Below are 25,095 nucleotides of genomic sequence, written 5' to 3' on the forward strand. Positions count from 1 at the left end.
TCACTGACAAATAGTCGCTGACAAATCGTCTCTGACAAATCGTCTCAACAACGTCCGACATTAAAAACCGAAGTCGTTCTGGATCGCCAGATCAATGGTCACCGGGTAGCGGGCCAGCTCAATGCCATCCTCATCATCTTCCAGCAGCAACAAATAGTGCGCCTTGCGGTCAAAATCGGTACCGGTAAGTTTCAAGCGAACATCCTGTTGGCGCTGCTCAAGGGTGCCGGAAGTCGCATCAAAGCTGAGCTTCTCGATAGCGGATACCCGCTGTCCATTGGCATCCATCACCACAAAACGCACCGTGCGCGGCTTATGTCGATCATCCACGGCATCGGTCTGCAGAAACCGGATCTTGTCGATGGCATTGACCAACTTGATGGGCTGATAGGCAGGTACAATATTCACCTTGCTCTTCTCATGTTGTGCCTGTTTTTTGCCACGGAGCTCCTGAACTTCAAGCACCGGCACACAGATCTCCTGCAACATGGCCCCGCCATGCACAAAACGCGCACCGCCGACAAAATGGAAACGGCTTACCCCCTTGGGCAGCCAGAATCCGACATCGGAATCTCCGCCGACCGTATCGCTGATCCGGCCCTGCCAGACATCATCATTAACAGGCAACTGCCGCCCGATCAGATAGCGTTTTTTGGCCTCAAGCGTGCCAGCAGGCTCTGCCTGCAGTTGCGCTTTGACCCCACTTTCCGGCGCCTCACGCTGGAACAAGAACCCATGATCTGCCGTGACGATGACCCGGGTAACACCAAAACCATTGATGATCTTGCTGACCAGATTATTGAGCTCATCGATGGCCTTACGCACTGCCGCAAATGTCTGCTGCTCGGTCGCCTGCTTGTCACCGATGGCATCAATCACATCGTGATAGACATAGATCACCCGAGCATCGCCAATCGCTTCATTGGCCTGAGCGCGGGTCCAACCTTGCAGCGACTTCGCTGATATCGCAATGCCCCCCACTTTGGCCAAAATTGCGCTGCGATTATCTAATCCAGCACTACTTTGACCATCCACCAATACGGTCGCACTCCCTTGCGCATAATCAATCTGCTGATGGGGTAACAGGGCAGCCATCCCGAGCTGAGTGTAACTGGGCAACACACCCAGCTGACTAGTGATCTTGGCGGCAAAACGCTTGGCCTCGTTGATCTGCCCCTGCAACTCATGGGCAACCTCATAGCGCAGCGCATCACTGATGATCACAAACTGCCGCTTTACCCCAGCCTGGGCAAAACGCGGCTTAACAACGGTATCGTAGAATCGTGCTTGTACTGGTACGCCCAACTCCCAGCGTGCCAGCAGTTGCTGCTTGGCCAGCAATCCATCCCATGCCAAGCCAAGCTGGTAGAGGTACCAGTTAACATAGAGCTCTTCGATCTTGTCGGCCAAGGTGGCCAACACCTCGACAGCCTGCCCCTGTACATGCAGCAATGCCTCATTGAAGAGGCGATAGGCCGCATCAAACTGGAACAGCCCGGTTTCATACGCCTGATACATGGCACCTGACGATGAAAAATGAAAACCATCCGGGTAGTGTCTGCGCAGTTCCAACAGATTTTCAGCATGCTGCAGCGCCTGATAAAGATAGGCATACTTGGGGTCGAACCCGGGCCAAAAGCCCTGACGACGGCGCGAGATGAGCTGACTAAAGTCGCTGCGACTCAAACCGAGATCGCCCCCCATCAATCCAGCAACCAACTCTCGGATCACCGCCTGCTCAACCGCCTCAAAACTGGTCACCTCTGCCCAACACCAGACCTCTTGAGTCGTCAGGCTATTCAAGCGGTTTGACAACTCAAGCTGGGTCGCCACCTCGTGTGAAAGCTGGGCAAACGCCCCCCGGTGTTGCACAGAATCGTGCCAGCCCGCCAACAAGGCCATGGCGTTGGCGCGGCCGGTTGGCGTCGCCAGCAACTGCGATTGCAACCAAGCCGGGCGCTGCTCCTGCTTGGTCACCGCCAGCAACTCATAACTCTCACTGGCAAACAGCTTGCGGATAAACTCCCGCAACGAAGGGGTATTGCCGTCGGCGACCTGATACCCGTAATCCCGTTCTAACCACTGCCAAAGGCTCGGCAGCAACCCATGTTGCTCAAGTGGTGCCAGAGCATCTGCGGGCTCAAGGTGAGTATCCAACAGGCGAGCGCCCAGCTCCCTGACCACCTCGGCCAGCTGGGCATGGCAGCCCAGCAACACACTGATCATCTTGAGATCGAGCGACAGCGCATCTTCCACCCCACTGCGCCCATCCAGACGACGCTTGAGCGCGGTGGTGCGCTCCTTGCTGGCAAAAAAGCGCCGGCGCGACGCGATATAATCTCGCAGCGCCATATTGGCCAGCCCCAGCTCATTGAGCAGGATTGACGCCGCATCGGCATAAAACGTCGCGCTATAGCGGCGCATATCGAGCAGCCAATCTTTGGCTGCTGCAGGCTCAAGGCTTGGCCAGTAGAGCAGAAATGGCGTGGTCGGCTCATCGAGTTCTATGCGCCTTCTCACCTGTAATTGGGAGTGCTGTGACATGTTGAGCACCACCACAGGCTGGCCTTCGCGGGTCAAACCGGCCTGGGGATCGGCAAGCTCTGCCAGCTGTGCTGTAAAGCTCTGCTCGGGATCATGCCAAAAGACGATCCGACTTTGCTGAAACTTCTTGTTAAGCCCGTTTTGTAGTTGGGTGATATCCATCAATACATCTCAAAAATTTATTGAAGCAGGCCCATTTTTTGCCAAAGAGGGCGAAGATCTGCTGGGGGCTGAGCGCTCTGTAAGAGACGATTCTGACGCTCATTCGCCTTGGCTTGCTCACCGAGCAATTGAGTTAAGGATTCATGGACTACGCTCGGGAAGAACTGCTTACCATGAACCCCGCATTGAAATTGCTGTGATACTGGCCAAGCCATCACCTCCGCTAAGCGGGCCTGGTAGTCAACCCATATTGGCTCAGGCGATAAATACTGATGCCATTCATTCAGTGTTTGCCGGATGGCTTGCTCATCTCCCGCCTGTTGAATATCGAGTAACCGCTCCTTAAAGCCCAGCGCACGCAGTCCTTCCCACAATGGGTTGATCACCTGCCATAGTGCCCCGTGCAGGCGCCATATAGGCAAATTATCTGTAATGGCCGAATATAATGCCTGATAGCCACCCTCGATTTTCTGCTGCTGTCCAGGTGGCAACATTGCCCAGAGTTCTTCAGGATCACACAGATAATTTTCCAAACAAAATCGTGGAAGAATCCAGAGATTCGGGAGTGCGCGTTGCTTGTCCGCAATCACCTCTGCAGTCCATTCATCGCGGTCAACCACACCAATCCAATTGGGCTCACGTGCCAGCAGTTCTAGTACGTTGGCCTTCTTCTGCGCGTCGGCAACGACCCAGCTGTTTTCCCAGGTTACATCCACTTTCCCCAACCAGGCACTGAAAGCCTGAATGTCATCGGGTCCTTCAACCAACAAGACCCGCTTGCCGGTTGCACCGACATATTGCTGTTTAATCTTGGTCTGCAGGTTATCCAGCCGACTCATGCTTGTTCCCCCTGCAGCTCAATCCGCAGTCCTTGCTGTTCATAACGCTGCCAGATATCGACACTGTGGGAAGTCACAATGAGCTGTCCCTGCCTGTCTGCTACCAGCTTCTCAAGATTGGCCAGCAATCCGCTGACCAGTGAGGGATGCAGATAAAGGTCCGGTTCATCAATAAGCACGATACCACCGGGTTGTAACCAGCGGCTGATGAGATAGACGAGGATCAATACCTGATGCTCACCAGCACTCAGTTCATCGAGCGAATGACGTGCCCCGCGCTGCCCCTTGATCTTGACACTCAGACGATTCTCACCCGGGACCATATCCGACTCGATCTCCTTGCCTTGCAAGAACAGGTTCAGATTACGCAGCACTTCATGGAATTTATGCAATTGGGTGGTTTTAAGGGCAATCAAAGAGGGCTCTAACTGCCCCTTCCAATCCTCGCTGACTTGATAACGGGTCAGCCAGCGCTGACTCAGCAGGTCTGGTTCAGGTGACCCAACATTGCGTCTTGGATTAACCCAGCGCCGCTCTTCTGCATCGAGATAGATAAGATTGGGCACGTCAACCTTATCGTAGCTAAGCAACATACGCCTGCGCTGTTCGGTTAGCTTATCGAGCCAGTGCACTTCGGATAACAGCAGACTGCGTTTAACAATCTTCGAGCTGTTCGTGTGTTCGAATGACTCGCCCAACCATTGCACGTCAGGATGTTTTTCAAGCAACTCATCGACCCATGACGCTGCACCAAACACCAAACCAACTGGCTCAGTAGTAAAAGGCTCCAACTTGTTAACAATCACCGCAACACCCTGCCAGCGTTGCAACCAAACACTGGCTACATGTTTGGCTGGCAAATGTTTACGATGCTCGAGCCACCAGCCTGCAGCTTCCCACAACATGGCTATCGCCCGTAACACGGTTGATTTACCACAACCATTGGGGCCGGTAAGCAACACCTGAGAATGTGCGCCACCCCGCCAATCATCTCGCAGATCGAGGTGTGAATGCGTCAGTGGCCCGACACCGTTCAGGTAGAGATGGGTGATATGCATAGGTTGTGGTCCTCCAAAATCCGAAGCGCCATTCTAACGTGTTTGCTCGTCCGTATCTGTAACAGCGTCCCTGGCCACAGCGAAAAGTAACGCAAGCAGGCGTCAGCGAACTGACGCCTGAACATCAAACGGTCATTGTTATCAGCAGTGATGGTTTTCACATCGTTGAACAAGGAGCCGCAGTTAACCTTGCTCCCATGATCGAGATCCTGGGGGATGCTGATCTGTACGTAGATCTTGGAGTCATCGTCTGGTGTACGTCGACATACCCCACCTGTGATCCGGGCATAAAGAGACAGGTGAGCCACCTGCCTCTACTTTTGATAACCTCGGATCGCCCCGTGTGATGTCACTACACTGCAACACACTCCAATTGCTGTTTGCATAATTGCTGACTGTTGCCCAGCAGCAGCTGATTTTCGATAGAACGTAACAGGCTGTTAATATCTTCAAATTTATTAACCAGCAGATGGCTACTGCGACTGGCCTTGCCGGTTAACCATTTATCATAACCATCTTTTGCCCATAACCGATAAGAGTTCAAAACAGACTTGTATTTTATTGCTGCCGACTCAACCAGTGCATCTGCATGATGATATTTACCAAGAGTGGTATAAAGTGCAGACTCCACATAAATCGATTTTGGCATGACGTCCAATACGCTTGTCACAAAATCAACAATCAATGCAGCATGTTCATCGGTAATTTTATTCTCGATTGCTTTACTGTGGTCGATCCAGCCAATCAGATTCATCAAGAATGTACTTAATTCATTTCTTTGCTGAGCAAGTGTTGCCAATAATGGTGCAATCACCTCAGGGTATGCCTCGCTCTCTTTAGAAACCGCCAACATCTCATGGGCCGCCATAATGCTACCCATATACGATGAAAGTTTTTCAAGATAAAAAAGCTGATTTTGAGTTTGAATTTCAACAGCGATTTTATCTATCGACGCCTGGATTTTATTGAGCTTTTGAGAGAGATAGGCGGTTTGAATCACTATCGCAGCGAGAATAATTCCGGTTGATAACCCAACCGCCAAGCCGATGCTTTTCTGCATGGCGGCGGTGGCTTTCATCAACTGCTCGACATTAACGCCCTGGCTGACATCTACTGTCATCTCTTTAAAGGGAAGGTGCTTGACAATACTCCCCGCCCCCTCTGATAGTTTTTTACCCTTGGCCCAATAAATGACGCCTTCACGAAGATGCATATGGCCAGTTTGGAGCAATTCAATAATTTCAGGGTCAACCTTATCCCAATCTGGCACCATAATCACTTTGATCGCTTCTTCAAGCATGACAAGCTCCTTGTGTTGTCAGAATTAGTTGAACGGGTTACCGTGGCGATGGAACTCACGCAACATGGTGATATGGATAACGCACGGCAAGGTGACTCGCAGTGCAGGCCCTTCTACCACAGCACTGAATAATCCACCGACGAGCCCAAGTGGACTAGAAAATAATAATGCTCTTGGCAGCAGCATAGCTCCAGCCGCAGCAGCCCCACCGAATGCACCCGCCAGTACGCCCGATATCACACTAAAATCCCTGACCGTCCACTTTAAAGGATCGATATTATTCACTTGATAGTCATTCTTCATGGTTTTAATGAACGCTTCCCGTTCAGCCTGCGTCATCTTATCCATCTGCAACTCCAGCACTTTGGCTACTATCGCCTGCTCGAGGGTCTGCACATCACTCTGCTTGTCTATCACGCAGCCAACGGATTTAGCAGTGAACTGCACAATATCCTTATACGCGGCCCCCTTTCTGGTCACGATATTTAATGCTGTCGAGTTGCCATATGTTTGCAGTTCAGTGCAGATGGCTTGCCATGCCCGAGAAAAATCATGCTTGTTTGCTTTAAATTCGGAGTTGTTGGTCAATGTTTCAGCCAATCTCGGCTTGCCATCACGATCAATGGTCAAATAACTGACCAGTGGAGCGAGTTGCTCATGGGTACAGTGAGCAATAAATGCCAAGTCTTCATCTTCTCTGTACTTGTAATATCTGCTTGCAATATTAATATCCATATTCACGCCACCGATTAATGATAAATATCAATAAAATACTACGCTCGCACCAGCCAAGTCCAAGGGATAACCCGCCATCTTGAACGGCAATAAGCAAAATGAGAGCTGCCGCACAAGTTGCAGCTCTCGCCTTGATTTGATGGACGATAGGTCGATCACTCGCCCTTATCGCCGGTGATGGCTTTGACATCACTGAGCAGGGTGCCGAATTTGCCGTAGTTCACTTTAACCCCGTCATCCAAATCAAGCCGGATGCGCATATCGGCGTGATGTTTAAGCTGGTCGTCAAAGGCGCGCAGTTCACTGAGCTGCTTGGTGAGGCTGTCGATCTCTTTGCCAATGCGCTTGGCTTCCGCGGTGCTGGCCTCGGTTTGCTCCATCCGTTTGCGCTCGATGCGGCTGGCGATTTGGCCGAGCAGCGGGGTGACGTATTCGGTGCGCATCCGTGGCAGGGTCGATTCGCTGTAGCGGTGCAGATAGACCAGACACTCGAAGGCCTTCTCCTTGCCCGAGCTAAAGAGCCAGTAGATGGGGCGCTTCTTGTAGGTCTTCAAATGGTCTTTAAAGAACTGGGTCGAGAGGTAGCGGCGGATAGTCTCGCGGGCGGTTTCGCCACCATTTTTGACCGGCTTGAGGGCACTCAGGCACAGGCTGTCGGCGATGAAGGTGAGGTTCTCTTCCAGGGTTTCTGCGCCCCAGACGGTGCGGACAAACTGCTCGACCCGGGCAGCTACATCGTCCTCAAACCAGGCTTCACTGGTGAGTGGCAAGATGCCGTCGCCATCAGCAGCAAAGCTCTGGTAGGCCCCCTCTTCCACCAGCGCCTTAAAGCCCTCATTACCGGCATGGGCGTAGACCAGACCTCCTCTGTCCAGCGAATAGCGGCCCATCATGCAGCCAATCGAATAGGAAATTACTTGCTGCAAAGTATTTGAACTTCTTATTTTATTAGCTTCATCTAAATCACTTTGTTTATAAAAAAAATTGCACGATAATGCAATATCACTTCTTGTTTTTATTTCGTAGTGTAAACCAAAAGCATCGGAGAACTTTTTATCGACCAAATTCTCTACGGTTAGAGCCTCATCAACCATATTGTTTTCAGTTAAAAAAACGTTATCAAAAGAATCTTTGACTCTATCACACCTAATATTAATGCAGCTAAGCCCATCAAATCCAACACGTTGTTCTTGCGAACACCAGTCGGCCCTGTAAATATCTATTAACGTTTTAACCTCATGTGAAACATCAATAGCCAAATTGGGCATTTTTAATACATCACCTGGATTGGCATTAATCGTAGGGCATAGAATTTTCAGCAAAGAGTGAGATGTCGTAGAGTTAAGCAGCCCTAAGTAATTATAAATTACCCCATCATCTAATGAACCCACACCGAATAGACAAGGTGAACCTGATGAATACTCTGAGTCATCCGATTTTAACCTAAATGCATTTCTGGAGGTTGTCACTGCGGACCAAGTGATAGCTTCTCTACTCCAAAATTTTTCTTGTGTGAGCCCGCCATGATAGTCATAAACATTCTTAGCTGCTTCTGTCCAATTTACAACAAAATCACGATTTCCAAACCATGGCCTATAATCCCCTCCCTTTTCATATAACTTCCATTCAGACCCAAGTTTATCAAATTCAACTTCCCACCAACACCTCACATACTTTTCATCATTATGAGTTTTGCATCGACCTCCAGACTCAAGAATATCAGAAAGAATGCCTTTAGCGTAGAGCCGAGAGTAATCTTCCCAGTAAGAAAATGGAGCTCCGGGTACATTCACAAAACGAGAAATGTCAATCTTATATACCTGTTCATCTGTCAGGTTCAAGTACACATGATTTTTATCAGAAGATGGGGCAGATCGAGTTAAATCACTAAATGTAGATATATATTTAGGCGGATTTTTATTTACAGCTACAAATGCACAACACTGGACAACTTTAGAGTTCATTTCCGGAAAACTATTCAACCCAATATGGTTTAAACAGATAATACAATTCCCTTTAATAATTCTTTCTCTCACATTACTGAAACCAGATAAAAACATCCAAGTTTGAAGATTAACCTGCGCATTAAAACCATTTGAAGTTAGCAGGCCAAAAGTACGTTCCATAAATACGGCAAAGAGATTTGCCTTGCTGCCTGGATACAAGTTAGCAACAAAACCCTTGAGCGTTGTATTCATCCCATTACTGCCCATATAGGGCGGGTTGGCGACGACTGCGTCGTAACGCTGGGCCAGTACGCCAGCCTGCGCCAGCAGCGGCAACAGCGCCCTAGCCGCAGGTTTTTGCATTGCATCGCCGCTCACACTCAAGCCCTGCAGGGTGGTGTATAACTCGGCAATGGCAGCGGCTTGCTCGCTCGGGACTTCGATCAGGGAGCCCAGGGTCTTGGCATCGACAAAGCGCTGGTGCAAGTCGGTGAGCAGGCTCAGGCGCGGATCATTGCCGGCCAGAGTGGTGGGGGTCGTTGCAAACATATCTTGTACCTGACCGCGATCCCAATCGGCATTGAGATTGAGTGCCTGCCAGAGCTTGGGAATATCGAGGTGACGGCTCTCCTGCAGGGCGTGGATATGCAGGGTGAGGTCGCGGGAGAAGAGGCGACGATCATCCTGACGGGCACGTATCAGCAGGGCAAACCCGGCGAGCTGGGCGGCGCGATCGTCAATATCGAGGCCAAACAGATTGTGTTTAAGGATTAGCTCGGGGATCTCGCGGCTGCGGTAGCCGCGCTCTTCATAGATGCGATAGAGCAGGTTATAAGCTTCCACCAGTATATGGCCGGAGCCGCAAGCAGGATCGAGCACCTTGATGGATTCGGGCTCGATACTGGCCGGGATCAGGCGGGCAAGCTCAGCCACCACCTCGGGGGGTTGCTCGCCGGGGGCCACATAGTAGGGCATAGTCTGTTGCAAGGGGGAGTCGGGATAGGTTTGCAGCCAGTGGCGGCCAACCGAATTTTGCACCAGGTATTGCACGATCCAGTTAGGGGTAAACAGCTGAGTGGCGGCCGGGATATCTTCGGACTTGACCACCTTGCCTATCACCTCATCCTTTTTCTCGCTGATATAGAACTGGTAGAGCCAGCCGATCACCTCGACCTGTTGCCAGTCAGCCTCCGGGATCCCGTCCACCAGCTCGCGCCAGAAGGCATCGGTGCGGGTGAGATTGGTGGGCAGCAGCAGCTCGGTTTCATCGTCGATGGCTTCAAACAAAAACGGCATCGCCTGATGCAGACGGTGGCACTGACCGAGCAGCAGTTCACGGAACAGGGCTTCTTGCTCGTTACCGGCCAGCATCAAGTCGAGCAGCGCGGGTTTATCAAGGGCAACGCCTTCGCTGATTAACGAGTCGATCACCTCGGTGGCACGATCCAGCACTTCAAAGCCTTGGGGCTGGCTGGGGTGCGATAAGATACGCACGCCGTGCTCAAGATAGCCCTCTTCGCTTTTGAGCTCCATAAAACGGATAGCGCAAAAACGGTTAAACCAGGTGTAGGCCATCTGCTCGATCACGGCGCTAAAGCCCTCATCGGCAATGCGCTGGTTCAAGCGCTTAAGCGGCGCGCTGACCCGGGCCGGATGGGTGTAACCCGCGACCTGCAGCACATCGCCACTGACAGTGGGAACACTGACCCCTTGCGCTGTGATGCCAAATTCACCGGCTCGGGCCATCATGGCGTTGATAAACGCAGTGCGCGCCCGCGGCGCGACTTTTTTCAGGTTGTTGGTGTTCATCGTTTTCTCATTATTTTTATTTGAGCAACGTGTGCGAGCTGGTGACGAGCTTAGTCATCTACCACCCCGCACAGATTGCGGATCCCTTGCTTTAAATCATCTCGAAACTGGTTAAAGGTCGGCATATCCAACCGGTCGAGTTCGATAGCATTCACCACAGGTAAGAGATCACCTCGGTGATAATCGGTGTTTCTCAAATGGTGCCCCAGCACCAGCTTGGGGGCGCGATCCGGTGAGCGATCATTGCCTGATAGTCGGGTTTCCAGCTGGGCGCAGTGCTGATAGGCATCAGGCTTGCACGAGCAGATAAGCCAGGCTTCTGACGTCGGTTGCGGCACCATGGCAACGCCTCGACCCGCAAAGCCTGCGGCGCGAAACCCTTCATTCACGGCCTGCACTAGATCGTGCGGGTCATGAGGATCACGATTGGTACCGTCGGTGTCGTGAAAGTAGATCGCCAGCTGGGCCTCGGTGAATGAACCGGTCTGCTGCGCCAACTCACCCAACACCGCAGCTCGTTTGCTGTGGATAAGGTAGCCTTGTTTGACGTCTTTACTCAGCAGCTTGAACTTACCGGCTCTGGTCCTGGTTGCCATCTCGGCCTTGGCCACCAATACCGAGGGAATGGCGTGCTCCTGCTGCCAGTCGAACTGGTCAGCATTCCAGTCTGGTAAATGACGCCCCAACAACCGATGCGCCAGCCGCAACATGGGGCCGACTTGCAGATCGACGCCATGGGCATAGGCTTGGGCATTGCGGCTACCGCCCATATCGGTCGGGCCTTCGCCGTAGACCAGTAAGGATTGCAACATGGTTACCCCTCCCCTTGGGCGCCAGTGTCACTCTGTTGTTCTGCCAGCTCCGCAATACGGGTCAGCGACAGATCGAGCATGGTTTCGCCCGGTGCGAGACATTCCAGCCGCTCGGCGGCCATGGGCACGTCAAACAGACGGATTGCGCGGCTGATGCCATCGGGGCGCTTGTAGATGAGCAGCACGCTCTGGCGGGCGATCTCGTCTTGCAGATAGTTGAGCACCAGCGGGCTGTGGGTGGTGACCAGCAGTTGCTTGGGTGAGCTGACTAACGCATCGACCAGTGCTTCGGTGATCTCGGGGTTGACGCCGTTTTCAATTTCATCAAACAGCACAAATTCATAGGGGCTAAATTGCTGAGCCAGGATGGCCAACAGACGCAGCATGCCGTCGTTGATATGGCGCGCTTCGGTGACCATGTCTTGTGTCAACCAGCTTTCCTGCCCATCTTGTGCAGTCGCTTGATAGCTCTCATGTAATTCCAATTTGATCGCGCCACCGCGCAATACGCTGGTGTGGATCTTGGTCACTTGCGGGTAGTAGCGTTGCACGTTGTGCAGCAGTTGCGCGCGCTCTGCGGGTTTTAATTGGTGAATAAACGCGCCCAGCTGCTGGCCGCCGCTGCCGATGTCATCGCGCAGTTCACTGAGTTTGGTCTTGTGGCGCAACTGCTCTGGCGAGAGCAGATCGAGCGAACGAATGGCCTTGATGCGCTCACGCAGTGCCCGCAGCAGTGGCGAGAGTTGATTGTCTTTGAGCTGAGAGAACAGTGATCCCTGATAAATAAAGGGGATATCTTGCCATTGATTTTCTTGTGGCTGGTTTTGCAACTGTTTGTATTGCCGATATTTGCCTGCACGCAGCTCGAATAAGGGCGGGAGCGTGTCCAATCGACCTGGCAGTGACAGAACCAAAGAGTTGTCCACTATCGCGTTAAGTGAATAACTTAGCGCAACAATCGACTCTCGGGTACAGGCCAAGCGCGATCGATTAAAGGTGGCCTCCCAACGGAGGTTGAGCCCATTAATTTGCAATTCCAGCGCCAGTTCAATATTGGATTTGCCATTTGAAAGCCGACTGGTGAGATCGGTGGCTGTCCAGCCACGGGCATCCAGCCAAGCTTGAACCTCACCACTCATGACATGGGCGGCAAAATCGAGTGCCTGCAGTACGGTGGTTTTTCCTGCACCATTCAGGCCAATCAAGCAGTTAAAGCGAGCAAGCGGCAGGCTAAAACCAACCAACGATTTAAAGTTGTCGATTTCAAAACGGGTCAGCATCCACGGCTCCTTGTTTGATTTTTATCTGTTCTGTCCCCCCTTGTTGCTGGTAGCGGCAACAAGGGGGTGATTGATTGGCTTGCTTGTTTGCTTGCTCGTGGGTGTGTGGGTTATTTGATCCGCACCCGCTTGCCACCCTCAATGGCCTGCTGCAAGCGGCTACGCAGCTTGCCCAGATAGGCGTCGATATCCTGTTCCGTTTCAATAAAGAGGTGGTTATCGCCCAGCAACTCTGTGGGGGAGACTAGTTCGATCGGCTTGGGTGCAGGCTTGGGTGCGGCTTGAGGTTTGGCAACCGGTTTTTCAACGGTCGCTTGGGCGCTCGCGCTGTTCGCCCCTGCGGCTGGCTCCTGCACCTGTGACGGCGTTGCTACGCCAGCATGGCTGGCCGCTTGCGCAAGGGCTTGTTCTGCCTGCAGCTGTGCACGCATCTGCTGTTCACTAAAGCGGTTGATAAGCTCAATGACCTTGTCTTCTTCGTCATCCGCCTCTTTGACCAGACTGACCAGTTCATGGAGCGAGACGCTCTTGCTCACCCGCTCTTTGAGCAAAACAAAGGGGCGCATGGCCTGATGTTGCAGATCGCCGGGCAATTCACTGACCGAGGAGTGGATGCCATGTTGAATTTGCTCGATAGCCTTGAGGCTCAGGATGCGCTGCTGCTCCACCAAGCGCTGGTTAATGGCGCTGATCTGTTCAATCAGTGCGGCGACATTACGCAGCTTGCCATAGGGTTGCTTGTCATCATGAATGGTTTGCAGTTGGGCAAATAGCGCGGCGGCAGCCGGGTCTTGCTCCAGCGCGTGACGGTTGGCGCGAAACTGTTCCCCCAAGGCGCGGTGCAGTTGCTGCCAGGTGTCAAACTGGCGGGTGTAGAACTCTTCGACCTCTTCAAAGTCTTCGGCAAAATCCTGCAAGTCGTTGCCTTGGGCACAGAGCGCGTCGATCAGGGCATAGCTGTTATTGCCCAGTTCCAGCAGGCCGGCCACCAGCCGTTTGCCACTCTCCAGCACATGTTGCCCCGGGCAGTGGCCCTGTTTGGCCTTGAATTCGAACTCTTTGAGCAATTTCTGCCATTGGCCCAGCTCGACTTGCAGCTTGTTCGCCAGCTCTTTTTCGCTGCTATCAAACGGTTTTTGGAAGATCTCTTTGGCAAGACGTGCGGCTTTGAGCATCTGCTGCTCGCTATGCTGGCGCACCCGGCGGATCCGCAGGCTGGTATGGCTGCGCACCGAGGTGAACTGGTCATAGCTGCGGTTGAGCGGCAGATCGCCGTTAGGAGTGGACAGCGCCGCTTTGCCCAGCAATACCAGATGGGCGACTTGCAGCATCACTTCATCACGGTTCCAGCCATAAGGGCGGGCACTGAAACGCTCGAGCAACTCTTTGAGGTAGACCGGTTTGTTGGCCTCTTCCGACACATTCAGATAAAACTCAATTTCTTGCTTGGCACTGCTGTTCGGGTCTTGCTCGCCAAGATGCATGTTGAGCTGCGCCGTGTCATCAGCCACGATCACCGCTTTGAGCTCTTGCATCGGGTTGGCGCCGCAGCTTTTGAGCAGACTGAGCTTTTGGAACGAGTTCTCGATCACGTAGCTAAAGGCTTCATCGAGCATGTTCACGACACTGCCGGACTTGGTCTGTAGTTCGTTACCAATCGCAAAAAACTGGGCCCGCTTGACCAGATCCTCAAACAGCGACTTCAGACGATTGCGGCGTTGGGTATTTTCCATCGCCTTTTCGGCCAACAGTTTCTCTTGTTCCGGTCGCTGGCTGCGGTTGCTAGCCAGGAATTTCTCGGTTTTAAGCCAGGTATCAAATTCGTCCCAGAGCCGTTTTTCATCGGGCAAGCGGATCACCACGCTGCCCTGCCCTTCCAGACTGAGCGCCTTGCAGCCCTGATCGTGGTAGCCATCAAAGTTGGCATCAAGCGGCGAGATCACCTTGAGCACCAAGTCGGTTTGTACACTGCCATCAAGCGGATGGCCGTTACAGAAGCGGCTAAGCGGGTAGTCTTGTTTGTTGACGGGGTAGCGATATTGGCGCCGACTCCCCATCACCTCTTCAAAGATCAATTTGGACAGCAAGCGAGTCACTTCGGTATTTTCAACCTGAGTGTGTTTGATCTCCTGCTCGACTTCTTTCTCTTCGTTGGTGAGGAACACATATTCGTCACCGTTGCGGGCGATCAGCAGCTGATTTTCCAGACGCTGCAAGCTGGCTTCGATCCGTTTTCTGAGGGCAACTTTATCGGTATCAATCTCTTCGATTGAGAGGGTCACCAGGTTATCGAGGGTGGACTTCACCAGATCGACATAGCGGATCAAAAACAGTGATTTGAGGATGCTGACATCATAAGGGTCGAGACTCTGCTTCTCGGCCGCCTGCTCGAAAATACGTTTGACGTTGGTGTCCAGAAACGATTCGATAGCCGGGTAAAATGCGTGGAACGGCACCAGCACACCGACCCCTTTATTCATTTGCTGACGTGCCGCATTCTGGAACGCATCGAGCAAAGAACGTTCACCCCGAGAGAGGTGTTTACCGGTTGCCCCCACTTTGCGGATCGCTTCAAACACCTTCTGCACCAGCAAGTACTGGTAGGGAATAAACGGGTAGTGATCGACAAATTCGACGTTGTCGCGATAGTTCGCCAGCTCGGCGGTGGTGGTGGTATCAAACGCCAACTGGTTGCGCAAAATATCGCCTTTCTGAATAAACAGATCGGCCAGTTCATCTTTGGCTGCAGTGGTTTTTTCGAGCAGACGCTTTTGGATGACTTCGTTGGTATTGGAGGATGAGAGGGAGATCCGGGTGTGAAAACGCCCCTGGATTTTGGAGAAATCCTGCGCTTTTTTCGCCCCCAGATCCCCTAAGGTGGCATCAATATCCTCTTGTGAGGTCACGATCACCCAGGCCCGCCCACCACATGCTGTGCCCAGATTCTCGGTGATGGTCTGTAGCTTGAGCATCATATTGGTATTGTTGCCGATAAACTGACCCACTTCGTCAACCAAAAAGACGATGCGTTTGCCATCTTTGCCGCTCTCTTGGGCGCTGCGATCCAGATACTCCCGTACCCACTTGCAGAAGTTGCTAATATCGAGCGTAAACATGGATTCGAGGTTTTCCATGCTCTGCACCGAGGAGGCTTCTGACTGGCCGGTGGCATGTGCCCAGGCTTGCGCCATTTCATCCCGGCAGAAGCCATAGGCATCACGTTCTTCTTCCCAAGAGGAGCGCTTCAATTCGGCAAATTTGCTCTTGAACGCGTGATATTGATTGCGGGCATCCAGCTCCCGCTCAAGGTGGGCAATATGCGGATGGTCGGCGCAATAGCCAAGCCGTTCGTTAAACACCCGCAGGAACACTTTGAGGATGGCATCTTCTTTATCTTCAGTATCTGCACGACTGTCGATGTTAAACAGGATCACCTCGGTTTGGCGATTCACCGCAGCGTGAATGTCGCTGTAGAGCAGGGTGTCACTGATCTTATCTTTGAAAAAATCGATCGCGGCTTTGCTCTGCTCACCATGAACAGCACGCTGGTTACCCAACAGATAAGAGAGGATCTTGATAAAGTGCGATTTACCGGAGCCGAAGTAACCGGAGACCCAGATACCAATTTTACCCGCCACGCTGGGATCATCAGGATGGGTAACGCCCGGCAAATAGGTCTCGAAGAAATGGCGCAGATGGCGATCAAGTTCACGGGTCACCACATACTCATCCAACTCAGTCCAGATAATTTGCTCATCCAGTTGTTCGGCTTTCACCACGCCATTGATTGGACGATCCAGTTGTTTGGTAAATAGCTCTTTGATTTGCATCGATGATCCCATATCTCTTGTTTGCAGGTTACCGTTCGGGTAGCGGTTTGGTGATTTGGTTATTGCGCCATTGACGTATCGCTGACAACCCGGGCGACTCATCCACCTTGATATTTGGCGGCATGTGGCACTAGCTGAAATGCACGGTAGTAATTGGCCGTTGCCACTTCGGCGCGATCCAGGTCAAAGGGGTAAAGCTCAAGGCCGTTGTATTGTCCGGGATAAAACAGCACCAAAGGGATTGCGCCCATTTGTGCGTGAAGGGCATTAAGCAAGCTGTGACCGCGCAGCAATGGCCAGCATTGGCCAAGGCCGGACAACAGCACAAACTGCGGATTGGCCGGCTGAATTTTGCTCATCAGGTGCTGGGCAACACGCCCCTGCTCGAGCGGGCCTTTCAACGCTTTGGCCAACTCATCCGTGCCTTTTTTCAACTCCAGTTCAAAGGCTTTTTCTAACAGCTTTCTTCCCTGCAACATGTCGAGTAGTTCTTCAAACAAGTTGAGGTGTAAAAATTGCAGCCCTTGCTTGCGCACCTGAAGCAGACTTGATTCGAGATACTCACGCACGATCAATTCAAACTGCGGCGGATAATCGAAGATATAAAATCCGATCTCCCCCCCCAATTCTCGGTTATTCAAAAAACTGTCGCTTCGCAGGCGTGCGTCGATCTGTTCCAACCGGGCTTTAAGCTGCGGCTCACTATCCCAGTGCACATTCATCGTGCTGACTCCATCGCCTCGTAAGCTTTTGGACAACCCAAGCGCATCGACCACTCTCTCATTTCGGGTAACAGGTAAATATTTTGCAATTTTTTCGAACGACCAGACTCCAGATACCCGACATCGGCCAGGATCTTGAAGACGTTATTTCCCATTTTCTGAATTGAGCTCGCTGAAAATTGTTCAAGGCCATCAACAACCCGTTGCCGCGACAAAATAAAATCCTGCCAGTCATCACTACGCAGTGATTCTCGATACATGCGCCTAGCATCGGAAACAACCGTTGCCATAAAATCGCCTAATACGGGAGACTGACACAGGGTTGCCAGCAGTAACATCTGCTTTGCCAGGTCATCAGACACCTGCAGTAATGCAGTCCAGAAATCCTGCCCCATCGGCTCAACTCTTTTGCGCAGCGTGGATGCCATCCGCTTGGCGCTGTGGACCGAGTTTTTTTGCAACAGGTTGTGGCTAACAATCGCCTCGTGCCAGCTTGCATCATCAGGGTGCTGTAGCAGTAGTTCACTGATTATTCGGCTCTCGCGCAGCATGATGCTGCCTCCGATGATGTCGCCCAGATATGCTTTGGCCGTCATAACTACTCTCTATTCAACAATTCGACTATGGGTTCCAAGACGCGGTTATCATACGCGAAACCAGCCGCATTGCCTTTAACCCAGTGCACAGTTATCCCTTTTGCATGCACTGAACGGCTACTACTTCCCCACTTTTTCCCCACTTTTTGAGGGTCATTGCCCCAACAAAACGGGTGGTGTGCTTTCCCCACGGCATTTCAGTTGCCCCAGTGCATCGGTGCGGCAGACAGTGCCATCGGATGCACGCAACTGACCAAGCGCATCTTCACGCCAGGTCACCCTTGCGCCGGTTTTGGAATTGCTGCCGCGCAGCTTGCCCAGCGCGTCTTCCCGATAGGTGGTGCCATCGCTGCCCTTGAGGTTGCCGAGCGCATCTTTGCGCCAGGTAATGCCCGTTCCCGTGTCTTTGATGTTGCCGAGCGCATCCTCACGCAGGGTGCCCTGCTTGCCATCGTCACACCGGTAGCGGGTATGCCCCAATGCATCTTCTCGATAGGTGCAGTTGGCAGCCAATGCTGTTGATTGCAGCAGGCCAAGCAGCAGAGCAGCCAACGACAACGGGCGTGTCGCTAACCAAAAGCCGGGTTGGTTACTCATCGAATACCCTCTCTGATGTGAACTCGGCTGACTATACCGGGCCTGCCGCGCAGCTTCGATACTGGGGTTTTGCACATGTCGTGTTTTCAGGCAGGAATGCGTTTTACCATCGCCATTCTGTAAGCGCCCCCTAGATCAGCACCTGTTTTTCGGACAATACGCTCGTCACACTTAACAACCAGATAGAGGTAGTAATACTGGCCACGTACCGGCGACGGCAAGTAGGTGATGTCCCAGGACCACACCTGATTGGGGCTGGCCCTCAGCCTGTTGCAGGGCTCGAGCCGATTGCTGACCCAGGATGCAGGCTTGGCGCCACTGCTGGACTTGTTCGGGGTAGAGCCCCTTACGGCGGCAATACTCACTGAGCTCAATCTCAGAGAGCGCAGCGGTTTCCAGCACCACGGCGAACTTGGCCTCGGCAAGCCATTCATCGGTCAATTTGTTGTCTCCGGGCACAGGAGCCCCTCCGTCTTTGGCTTGTTTGCGCCAATTATACAGAGTGGCCTCACTGATGTTCTCCTGACGGGCCAACTCGGCAACCGACATATTGATAGAAGGCAGCAGCTTCTTGAGCAAGGCAGCCTTTCGCTCACTTGAATAACGAGCCATTCGACACTCTTTTCCACCCCCAGTCTTCACTTTTAAACAAATCAGGTCAGGCGACAACTATCCTGACACCGGGGGAAACTATCAAAATCATTCATCCCATTTGTAATAAATTACATCTAACAATGCTGTTCTGGCATCCCATATATGTCCCTGCAGCCCTAATGGTCTCGGAGAATTCCACCATTTAGAATCAATAATGGGTTCTATCACCAAACTCCAATACGTGTCTAGATTAAGACTGCTCTTTTTAAAACCAAGATCTCTAGCGAGTTCTACCAAGTTTTCTGAGTCGACACAAACAAAATAATCTGGGCGTTTCATCGCCAATAATCGGCTCGCAGTAGGTAACCCGCCTTGACGACTTGCACCTACAAATGCAGCATTAAATGAGTTAATGAAATTCATGTAATCCCCAATCGATATCATCCCTGTCGTAGGAATATGTTCCAAGGCTTCATTCAGGTTCTCATCATTTTCATTTACTCGATTTTTAAATACGCCAGCTCCTTTCATAGACCCAAACCATCCCCAGTTTGTTCCTAATAAAAATGAATCCTGTTCAACTTCAATTGTGCCGATAAAACCTGCTATTGCTTTTCGTTCCAACTCACTCATGGCAGAAAATGAGCCCCTGCGAATAAATAACTCCTTCGCTTTTCTTATTAGCTCCAGTCGTTCTTCAATATTTGGGTTGTATGAGTTGTTTAAGGTGATAACATAGTCGTCCCAGTCTATGAAGCAAAGTTTTGGGTATCGAGAGTTTGCACTGGGAGTGCTTACTCTAAAAGGTCGTTTCAAATATTGTAAAGTTCTTTGGCTTATATGCCAGCGTTGTGTATAAGCATCTAAAAAAGACTGTGAGATCAAACTGCTTGATGACCACCATGTTTCTATTGCAGTCTCTATATCTCTGAATACAGCGTCATCTACATTTCCTGTCAAAAGGATTGCGGCTTCGTCATTTAGTCCTAGTCCACCAGCAGTAAAATTGGCACTACCTACTATCGCAGCACACTCGTTCCCATGTTTGAAGTAATACACTTTAGGGTGGAACGTTGCACTTTCATGATCCAGTGCAACTCTAGTTGTCGAGTAAGGTTGTAAACGAGCCAAAACACTTGGGCTGGTATGTAAAAAATCAATGCCAACTATAAATTTTCGTATCTTTTGATGGTTAAGGAAAAAATGCTCTATTAAGTCGTTGTCAGTGGCCCAAGCAATCGCCCAATAATACTCGTCATAATGCTGCATTAAAGACAGTAAACTAGTGTTAACCATGTTTGAGTCAAGAAATTTCACTTCCATATTTCACCTAAATTAGAGTGTTTGAATAAATAGTCTGAGATTTTAGAAAAATAGGACGCCACCAGTCTGGCATAATGTGGACTTTGAGCCGCTAGGCGGAGCTCAGTGTGGTGGGGGTTAAAGTCAGTGGTTAATTTATAAGACATTACTTTTCTTGGCAACTAGAAATGTGATTTTCTTGAAACCCAATGTGTTCACCAAGCGTCAAGTTTTTATATGTGATACTTCTGTCTCTTGATCAGATCTTGATCCCCGAAGCCATCATCTCTTTGGCGGCAATAAAGCCGTCCAGTTTACTTTGCAGTGTTTGCCAGCCTTCCCAGAGTGAGCTCCAGCCTGCAATCCCTGTTCGCTTACTATCCATAAAACCGCCCAATCTGGCTATCGCCATGTAGGCCCATTGCAAGCTGCCTTCTCGCTCTTTACGTTTACGTTTTCCCTTGTCCAGATAGTTCAGCAACTGACATTCATCCTGGGTTAGCACCGTTTCACATGACTGGTTTTCTACGTGCTCTGCTTCCCTGAGTAACCCCTGGGCCCTGAGTGCTTGCGGGAGCGTGAAGCTTTCCCTGAGCTGTAACAGGCGGACCGCCACGAACGAAAGGATCGACACCATGCGCTCCATGTTATCAGGCTCCTCCATGCGTTGCCGCTCAGCTCCCGCTCCGGTTTTCCACGCAGGAGGATTGACCTCCTCGGCCAGCACCGCATTGAGCGTGAGTGACCCCTGTTTGAGGGTGATGCTGCCACTGCGCAGGCAGAGCGTCGCCTTGCGGGCAGGCCGATTTTTGCGTTTGCCGCGTTTATCCACCAGGCTCTTTTGCGGGATGGCGACCTGATATCCTCCCAGCTCTGGTTGTTGACATAGATGGTCATACAGGCACAGCCCGGACCCGATGTCTTTACGTCGATGCTTGGAGCGCACAACAAATCGCTCCTGATGGGCTAGCTTGTCCTGCATATAGGCATAGATATCCGCCTCACGGTCACATACCGCAATGACCTTGCTCATCATGTTGCCCATGCGCTGCCGACAGGTTGTCGCCGCCGCCAGCCATTTGCCACTCTCTTTTTCGACGGCATCGGCGGGGTCATCCGGGCGCATCCACCACTCCTGATGCAGCAATCCCACAGTGCGAAACGTGGCGGCCTCCAGCAATAGCACAGAGTGAACCCACCACCCGCGGGACTTATCTTCCGTCGCGCCCAGCTTGCCAAGCTCTTCGGCCACCTGGTGCCGATAACTCAGTGACGTCGTGTCTTCAATAGCCAGCAACTCGGGAAATTCCTGCGCCAATTCGACGGTGCGCATGGCGCCAGCCTTTCTGATCGCCGCAGCGCAAACATGAGGATTACGGATAAATCGGTGAGCACCTTCCTGCATGGCTTCACTGCCCTCAGATGAGTGTGTGATTGATTTTCCAGAATATTTTGCCAGTTGAGTGGCGACGCTGACCAAGCGGGCGGTGCGACGCGGATCACCCAGAGCAGCCAAAGAGAAAACGCATTTAGCCCAATCGGCCGCACGATGAAGAGCAAAAGTTAGCATGATCGTTACCATGTTCGGGAGTCACATAGGAGATCAGATCCTGGAAATCGGGAAAAGTGCCAATCAGTTCACAATATTTGTGTATAAGAGTCAGTATGAAGGGTTGGCTATTGCTCTTTGGTTTATTTTAGCTTTTTACATACCGAATAAATCAAATCTGCCAGATCACCAATCGTTGCGCAGTCATAGTAGCTGCCAAACTCATTTTTCATTGTTTCAAGTGTAGCTTCGGCTGAATCAGCTACCACTTTGATACCGACAAGGTCGGAAAAATCTAGCATAAACATGATTACGATCATGATGCCTTTGTCTTCCATACCTCCCACTATATTGCCATTTTCATCTTTACTACAAAATATCCTGCCATAGGTAACCTCCTCAAAAGATACACCGAGTTTTCGCGCCCATACCATGCGCTCGATATCATCGGCCAGATCACTGCTAGGTTTAATCATCTCTTGAGGAAGTTCGAAATAATAAGCGAACAGCTCAATTAAAAACGTCGTAATGTGTTCATGGCTGGTTTTTGCGGATAGGTGAACCTTCGGGCACTTTGAAAGTAGTTGCCGCTCTTGCTCTTCTGATAAATTATCATCCAGCATTTGAGGTAATACTGGAGAAGTAGGCGCAATTTTTATGTACATTGGCTTTGCTTCATTGGTCATGTTTTCCAACTTGTCTAAGGCTTTGGCTTCTTCATGTGTTACTGCTTGTCCTGGGTAATTCATACAGTTCCTTTGTTATCGCTTGAGTTCTGAATGCTTAATTTATCTTCATTAAATTGGTGATTTGCTGTTCAATATTAGCTTTCTGTTGCATTAATTTATTGAGTTGACTGTATTTGTCGTCAAGCTCACTTGCACGATTCTGGTCAAGCTTCGGGATCTCGAGTTTACTCAGTTGTCGAGGAGTGAGCCGAACCTGTTGCAGTTCGTTGACGGAAAAATCACAGAAGGTGTATTCAAGTAAAGTTTGACCTACTAGTGAGGTAAGAAACAGAAACAGTCGCTCACCATTCCATTGGCTTCCTGCTTTTGCACGTATCACAGTAAATAAATCTGAGCAAAGAAATGCTTTCTTATCTTCGCCAGGGAAGTAAGCTACTTTGACTTTTTTTCTGTAGACATCCTTAAATAGCAAAACGTCTCTTGGCATGACAGTACAATATCGATGCAAATTACGGTTTTTTTTTGTTGTCTTTTCTACTTTGTCTGAGCCTGCTATACCAAATTCATTAACGTCTTTGTAGGTAAGTAGTTGTACCTCTATGTCATCCATTGAACTTAGCTGTGCATTAGTAATGTTGTTCAATCGATTTGGTCTGACTAAATCAAAAAACTGAGTAAGGGAATGCCATTCAGAGTTTGGAACTGAATAGGTTTGTTCAATTTCGCACTTCAGAGTTTTCAAATTGTGTTCAAAGCCGATCTGATGCATTCGGCTGCGAAAGTAGCGTTGGACGATCGGATGCCAAGGAAAACAAAGCTTTTTAATGGCATCACTATCCGAAGCAATATCTATATTAGTGGGTGTCATGTCTTCATTTTCAATTAAAGTAACGCATTCGCAAAAGTCATTCCAAACATTTAACAGTTGCGTTGAATCCTCACCACGCACAAATTGTGCGAACTCCTCGCGTGAATCTTTAATGCGGAACGTTAATCGATGCCGAAATAGCCTTGCATCGACTTTGAACTCGAAATAAGATTGATTTCTTACAGATATCGTTCCCGTAAAGTCAGATAGAACCAACGGATAATTAATAGAAAAATTATCCCAATCCTCAAGTGCCAGCTTTAATTTACCCAGCATTTCAGGCTTAATGAATATTGCCTGACACCGCTCAACAAAGAATAGCCCACCAATTCCTGTTAATTGGGTGAAATTTATGGTCGAAGTGGAAAACTCACGTTGAGTCAAAATACCAAGATCAAAAAAATATGCGGCGTTGGTATTAAGTTCTTCAAGCGCAGCTGCTAGGGTGTAGCTCCCAAGTTCTTGCTGCTCAGCGATGAACTTATCGCGCTGTTCAAACCATTCTTTGGTTAGGCTCATTGGTTGATCTCCCAGATTTTATGGTTGTACTGGTTATGTTGCTTTAAGATAGCTTGCGCGATTTTCGCTGCACCTTGTTTTGAAGGCTCAATAGGTGAGATGGGGGAGTAATCTTCCACTTGATTACAAATAACACGAAGGTCTAATACGGGGAGCTGACATTCGGCAGCCTCTCTTAAAATTACCTCGTTAAATATCCCTAATGCTACGGCCTGAGAACTAGACAGATTGGGGACCCCATCGTAAATGGTGCAAATTGTGAGCATAGGGAACTTTCTAAGTGTCACATTCAGCATGTGTCGATAGTTTTCGCGGAAATGCTCCCTTACTTGGTGAAGTGAACTTAATGCCTCACCGATGTTATTGACATTGATCTCGAGCAAACCTGAGGCAGCATAACCAAGCAAATCATTTCCGCCGCATGAAAGGTAAGCTCTTTGTGTCTTGAAATGTTTCTTTGCGCGTGCTCGTGCAATTTGGCCTGGAAGGTCGGCTAGGACGTGGCCATCAACAGCAAGTAATTCAACCTGTGTTGTAGTGGAGTTGACTCCAGCAGCTGTTTTCATTGCTTCTTTTTGGATTAACTCTGCCAATTGCTCAGAAACTGATTCTCCAGTGTTCACATAAGGGGAATTGTCAAAAATTGAATCACCTAGTAAGACGATTTGATCGGGTAAATAGTTAGCCATTGGTTCATTTGTTTTTTGATTCATGGTTTGTTCCACTTGTCGAGACGTTTACTTACTGTACTTGTCTTGGCATTAATGCGTAAGTGTCGAAAAATGGTACATGCTTCATTTTGGTGGCGTCTCATCTGATTTTGCGCGAGAAACCCCGTCCTTTCAGGGTGGGGAGGGATAGCGCTACGGCGTTAGCCGTCCCTGCTCTCCCTCCTCCATGGTGGTTGAACACCAGCTCAGCCGCGGGGCAGGCCTCGGGTCAGCAATGACAATCCGTACTCGGAGTCATTGTTCCGGACGCTGAAGTACTGTCCGCAGTGGCCATCAAACGGCTTTGCTAGTCTGGAAGCGGCAAGATAATGGGTTCGCAACTTTATGGGCTGGTATAACGACGAACACCGGCATAGCGGTATCCGCTTCGTCACCCCCAACGAGCGTCATCGGGGCGAGGATCAAGAGCTGCTGGAGAAACGGGATGCAGTGTATCAGGCCGCCCGAGCACGACATCCAGCCAGGTGGAGCCGAACAACGAGAAACTGGACGCCTATCTGTGCCGTGATGCTGAATCCAGAGCGGTCCGAATCAGAGCAAAAACAGGCGGCTTAAAACAGGTTTACGCGACAACTATCTTGAAAAACGCCGCAGTTGCGTATTCCCACGCATG

General features: G+C 50.6%; 17 protein-coding genes and 2 pseudogenes. 1 reads left to right on the forward strand and 18 read right to left on the reverse strand.

The window, feature by feature from the left end; all coding sequences use genetic code 11:
* Positions 1-60: 60 nt before the first annotated feature.
* The 18 genes and pseudogenes from pglZ to BN1125_RS07685 all read right to left on the reverse strand — a co-directional run bounded on the left by pglZ (position 61) and on the right by BN1125_RS07685 (position 24,464).
* Positions 61-2,706, reverse strand: a complete 2,646-nt coding sequence (gene pglZ, locus BN1125_RS07605) for a BREX-1 system phosphatase PglZ type A (protein ID WP_042011548.1) — start codon at positions 2,704-2,706, stop codon at positions 61-63.
* A 17-nt stretch (positions 2,707-2,723) separates the two neighbouring features.
* Positions 2,724-3,545 carry a DUF4435 domain-containing protein gene (locus BN1125_RS07610; protein WP_042011549.1) on the reverse strand — a complete coding sequence of 274 codons (822 nt, stop codon included), beginning with the start codon at positions 3,543-3,545 and terminating at the stop codon, positions 2,724-2,726.
* Complete coding sequence (locus BN1125_RS07615) at positions 3,542-4,603, reverse strand: AAA family ATPase (RefSeq protein ID WP_042011551.1); 1,062 nt, start codon at positions 4,601-4,603, stop codon at positions 3,542-3,544. Before BN1125_RS07615 ends, BN1125_RS07610 begins: the two co-directional genes overlap by 4 nt.
* Before the next feature lie 352 nt (positions 4,604-4,955).
* Positions 4,956-5,903, reverse strand: a complete 948-nt coding sequence (locus tag BN1125_RS07620) for a hypothetical protein (RefSeq protein ID WP_042011552.1) — start codon at positions 5,901-5,903, stop codon at positions 4,956-4,958.
* A gap of 24 nt (positions 5,904-5,927) precedes the next feature.
* Positions 5,928-6,638, reverse strand: a complete 711-nt coding sequence (locus tag BN1125_RS07625) for a DUF3944 domain-containing protein (RefSeq protein ID WP_042011554.1) — start codon at positions 6,636-6,638, stop codon at positions 5,928-5,930.
* 155 nt (positions 6,639-6,793) lie between these two features.
* Entirely contained in the window at positions 6,794-10,393 is a 3,600-nt protein-coding gene (gene pglX / locus BN1125_RS07630; protein WP_042011555.1) for a BREX-1 system adenine-specific DNA-methyltransferase PglX, read from the reverse strand.
* 50 nt (positions 10,394-10,443) lie between these two features.
* Entirely contained in the window at positions 10,444-11,205 is a 762-nt protein-coding gene (locus BN1125_RS07635; RefSeq protein WP_042011556.1) for a hypothetical protein, read from the reverse strand.
* Between the two features lie 2 nt (positions 11,206-11,207).
* Positions 11,208-12,485 (reverse strand): AAA family ATPase, encoded by a 1,278-nt coding sequence (locus BN1125_RS07640; RefSeq protein WP_042011557.1) that lies wholly within the window; start codon positions 12,483-12,485, stop codon positions 11,208-11,210.
* 110 nt (positions 12,486-12,595) lie between these two features.
* Positions 12,596-16,315, reverse strand: a complete 3,720-nt coding sequence (gene brxC, locus BN1125_RS07645; RefSeq protein ID WP_042011559.1) for a BREX system P-loop protein BrxC — start codon at positions 16,313-16,315, stop codon at positions 12,596-12,598.
* Positions 16,316-16,413: 98 nt separating this feature from the next.
* The gene (locus tag BN1125_RS07650) at positions 16,414-17,037 is read right to left on the reverse strand and encodes a DUF1788 domain-containing protein (RefSeq protein WP_042011560.1); all 624 of its coding nucleotides are present in this window, start codon (positions 17,035-17,037) and stop codon (positions 16,414-16,416) included.
* Positions 17,034-17,633, reverse strand: coding sequence for a DUF1819 family protein (locus BN1125_RS07655; protein WP_042011562.1), 600 nt, complete (start codon positions 17,631-17,633; stop codon positions 17,034-17,036). The genes BN1125_RS07650 and BN1125_RS07655 overlap by 4 nt, the downstream gene beginning before the upstream one ends.
* Before the next feature lie 153 nt (positions 17,634-17,786).
* Complete coding sequence (locus tag BN1125_RS07660; RefSeq protein ID WP_042011563.1) at positions 17,787-18,230, reverse strand: hypothetical protein; 444 nt, start codon at positions 18,228-18,230, stop codon at positions 17,787-17,789.
* A gap of 261 nt (positions 18,231-18,491) precedes the next feature.
* Positions 18,492-18,842, reverse strand: a pseudogene (locus tag BN1125_RS07665) (transposase); the annotation flags it as partial.
* An 87-nt stretch (positions 18,843-18,929) separates the two neighbouring features.
* Positions 18,930-20,147 carry a phospholipase D family protein gene (locus BN1125_RS19015; RefSeq protein WP_156993202.1) on the reverse strand — a complete coding sequence of 406 codons (1,218 nt, stop codon included), beginning with the start codon at positions 20,145-20,147 and terminating at the stop codon, positions 18,930-18,932.
* 238 nt (positions 20,148-20,385) lie between these two features.
* A complete protein-coding gene (locus BN1125_RS07670; RefSeq protein ID WP_042011573.1) occupies positions 20,386-21,696 on the reverse strand; it encodes an IS4 family transposase in 1,311 nt (436 codons plus the stop codon).
* Positions 21,697-21,818: 122 nt separating this feature from the next.
* Complete coding sequence (locus tag BN1125_RS07675; protein WP_042011565.1) at positions 21,819-22,424, reverse strand: hypothetical protein; 606 nt, start codon at positions 22,422-22,424, stop codon at positions 21,819-21,821.
* A 34-nt stretch (positions 22,425-22,458) separates the two neighbouring features.
* Positions 22,459-23,751, reverse strand: coding sequence for a hypothetical protein (locus BN1125_RS07680; protein WP_042011566.1), 1,293 nt, complete (start codon positions 23,749-23,751; stop codon positions 22,459-22,461).
* Positions 23,748-24,464, reverse strand: a complete 717-nt coding sequence (locus tag BN1125_RS07685) for an SGNH/GDSL hydrolase family protein (RefSeq protein ID WP_084202281.1) — start codon at positions 24,462-24,464, stop codon at positions 23,748-23,750. The genes BN1125_RS07680 and BN1125_RS07685 overlap by 4 nt, the downstream gene beginning before the upstream one ends.
* 210 nt (positions 24,465-24,674) lie before the next feature.
* Here BN1125_RS07685 and BN1125_RS18515 point away from each other — a divergent pair.
* Positions 24,675-25,037 (forward strand): annotated as a pseudogene (locus BN1125_RS18515) (integrase core domain-containing protein); the annotation flags it as partial.
* Positions 25,038-25,095: the final 58 nt, after the last annotated feature.

It is taken from the genome of Aeromonas fluvialis (genome assembly GCF_000819885.1).
Lineage (GTDB): Bacteria > Pseudomonadota > Gammaproteobacteria > Enterobacterales > Aeromonadaceae > Aeromonas > Aeromonas fluvialis.

Coding starts and splice junctions, on each gene's coding strand:
- pglZ (WP_042011548.1), bottom strand. CDS start 2,706: ATGGATATCACCCAACTACAAAACGGGCTTAACAAGAAGTTTCAGCAA.
- BN1125_RS07610 (WP_042011549.1), bottom strand. CDS start 3,545: ATGAGTCGGCTGGATAACCTGCAGACCAAGATTAAACAGCAATATGTC.
- BN1125_RS07615 (WP_042011551.1), bottom strand. CDS start 4,603: ATGCATATCACCCATCTCTACCTGAACGGTGTCGGGCCACTGACGCAT.
- BN1125_RS07620 (WP_042011552.1), bottom strand. CDS start 5,903: ATGCTTGAAGAAGCGATCAAAGTGATTATGGTGCCAGATTGGGATAAG.
- BN1125_RS07625 (WP_042011554.1), bottom strand. CDS start 6,638: ATGGATATTAATATTGCAAGCAGATATTACAAGTACAGAGAAGATGAA.
- pglX (WP_042011555.1), bottom strand. CDS start 10,393: ATGAACACCAACAACCTGAAAAAAGTCGCGCCGCGGGCGCGCACTGCG.
- BN1125_RS07635 (WP_042011556.1), bottom strand. CDS start 11,205: ATGTTGCAATCCTTACTGGTCTACGGCGAAGGCCCGACCGATATGGGC.
- BN1125_RS07640 (WP_042011557.1), bottom strand. CDS start 12,485: ATGCTGACCCGTTTTGAAATCGACAACTTTAAATCGTTGGTTGGTTTT.
- brxC (WP_042011559.1), bottom strand. CDS start 16,315: ATGCAAATCAAAGAGCTATTTACCAAACAACTGGATCGTCCAATCAAT.
- BN1125_RS07650 (WP_042011560.1), bottom strand. CDS start 17,037: ATGAATGTGCACTGGGATAGTGAGCCGCAGCTTAAAGCCCGGTTGGAA.
- BN1125_RS07655 (WP_042011562.1), bottom strand. CDS start 17,633: ATGACGGCCAAAGCATATCTGGGCGACATCATCGGAGGCAGCATCATG.
- BN1125_RS07660 (WP_042011563.1), bottom strand. CDS start 18,230: ATGAGTAACCAACCCGGCTTTTGGTTAGCGACACGCCCGTTGTCGTTG.
- BN1125_RS19015 (WP_156993202.1), bottom strand. CDS start 20,147: ATGGAAGTGAAATTTCTTGACTCAAACATGGTTAACACTAGTTTACTG.
- BN1125_RS07670 (WP_042011573.1), bottom strand. CDS start 21,696: ATGCTAACTTTTGCTCTTCATCGTGCGGCCGATTGGGCTAAATGCGTT.
- BN1125_RS07675 (WP_042011565.1), bottom strand. CDS start 22,424: ATGAATTACCCAGGACAAGCAGTAACACATGAAGAAGCCAAAGCCTTA.
- BN1125_RS07680 (WP_042011566.1), bottom strand. CDS start 23,751: ATGAGCCTAACCAAAGAATGGTTTGAACAGCGCGATAAGTTCATCGCT.
- BN1125_RS07685 (WP_084202281.1), bottom strand. CDS start 24,464: ATGAATCAAAAAACAAATGAACCAATGGCTAACTATTTACCCGATCAA.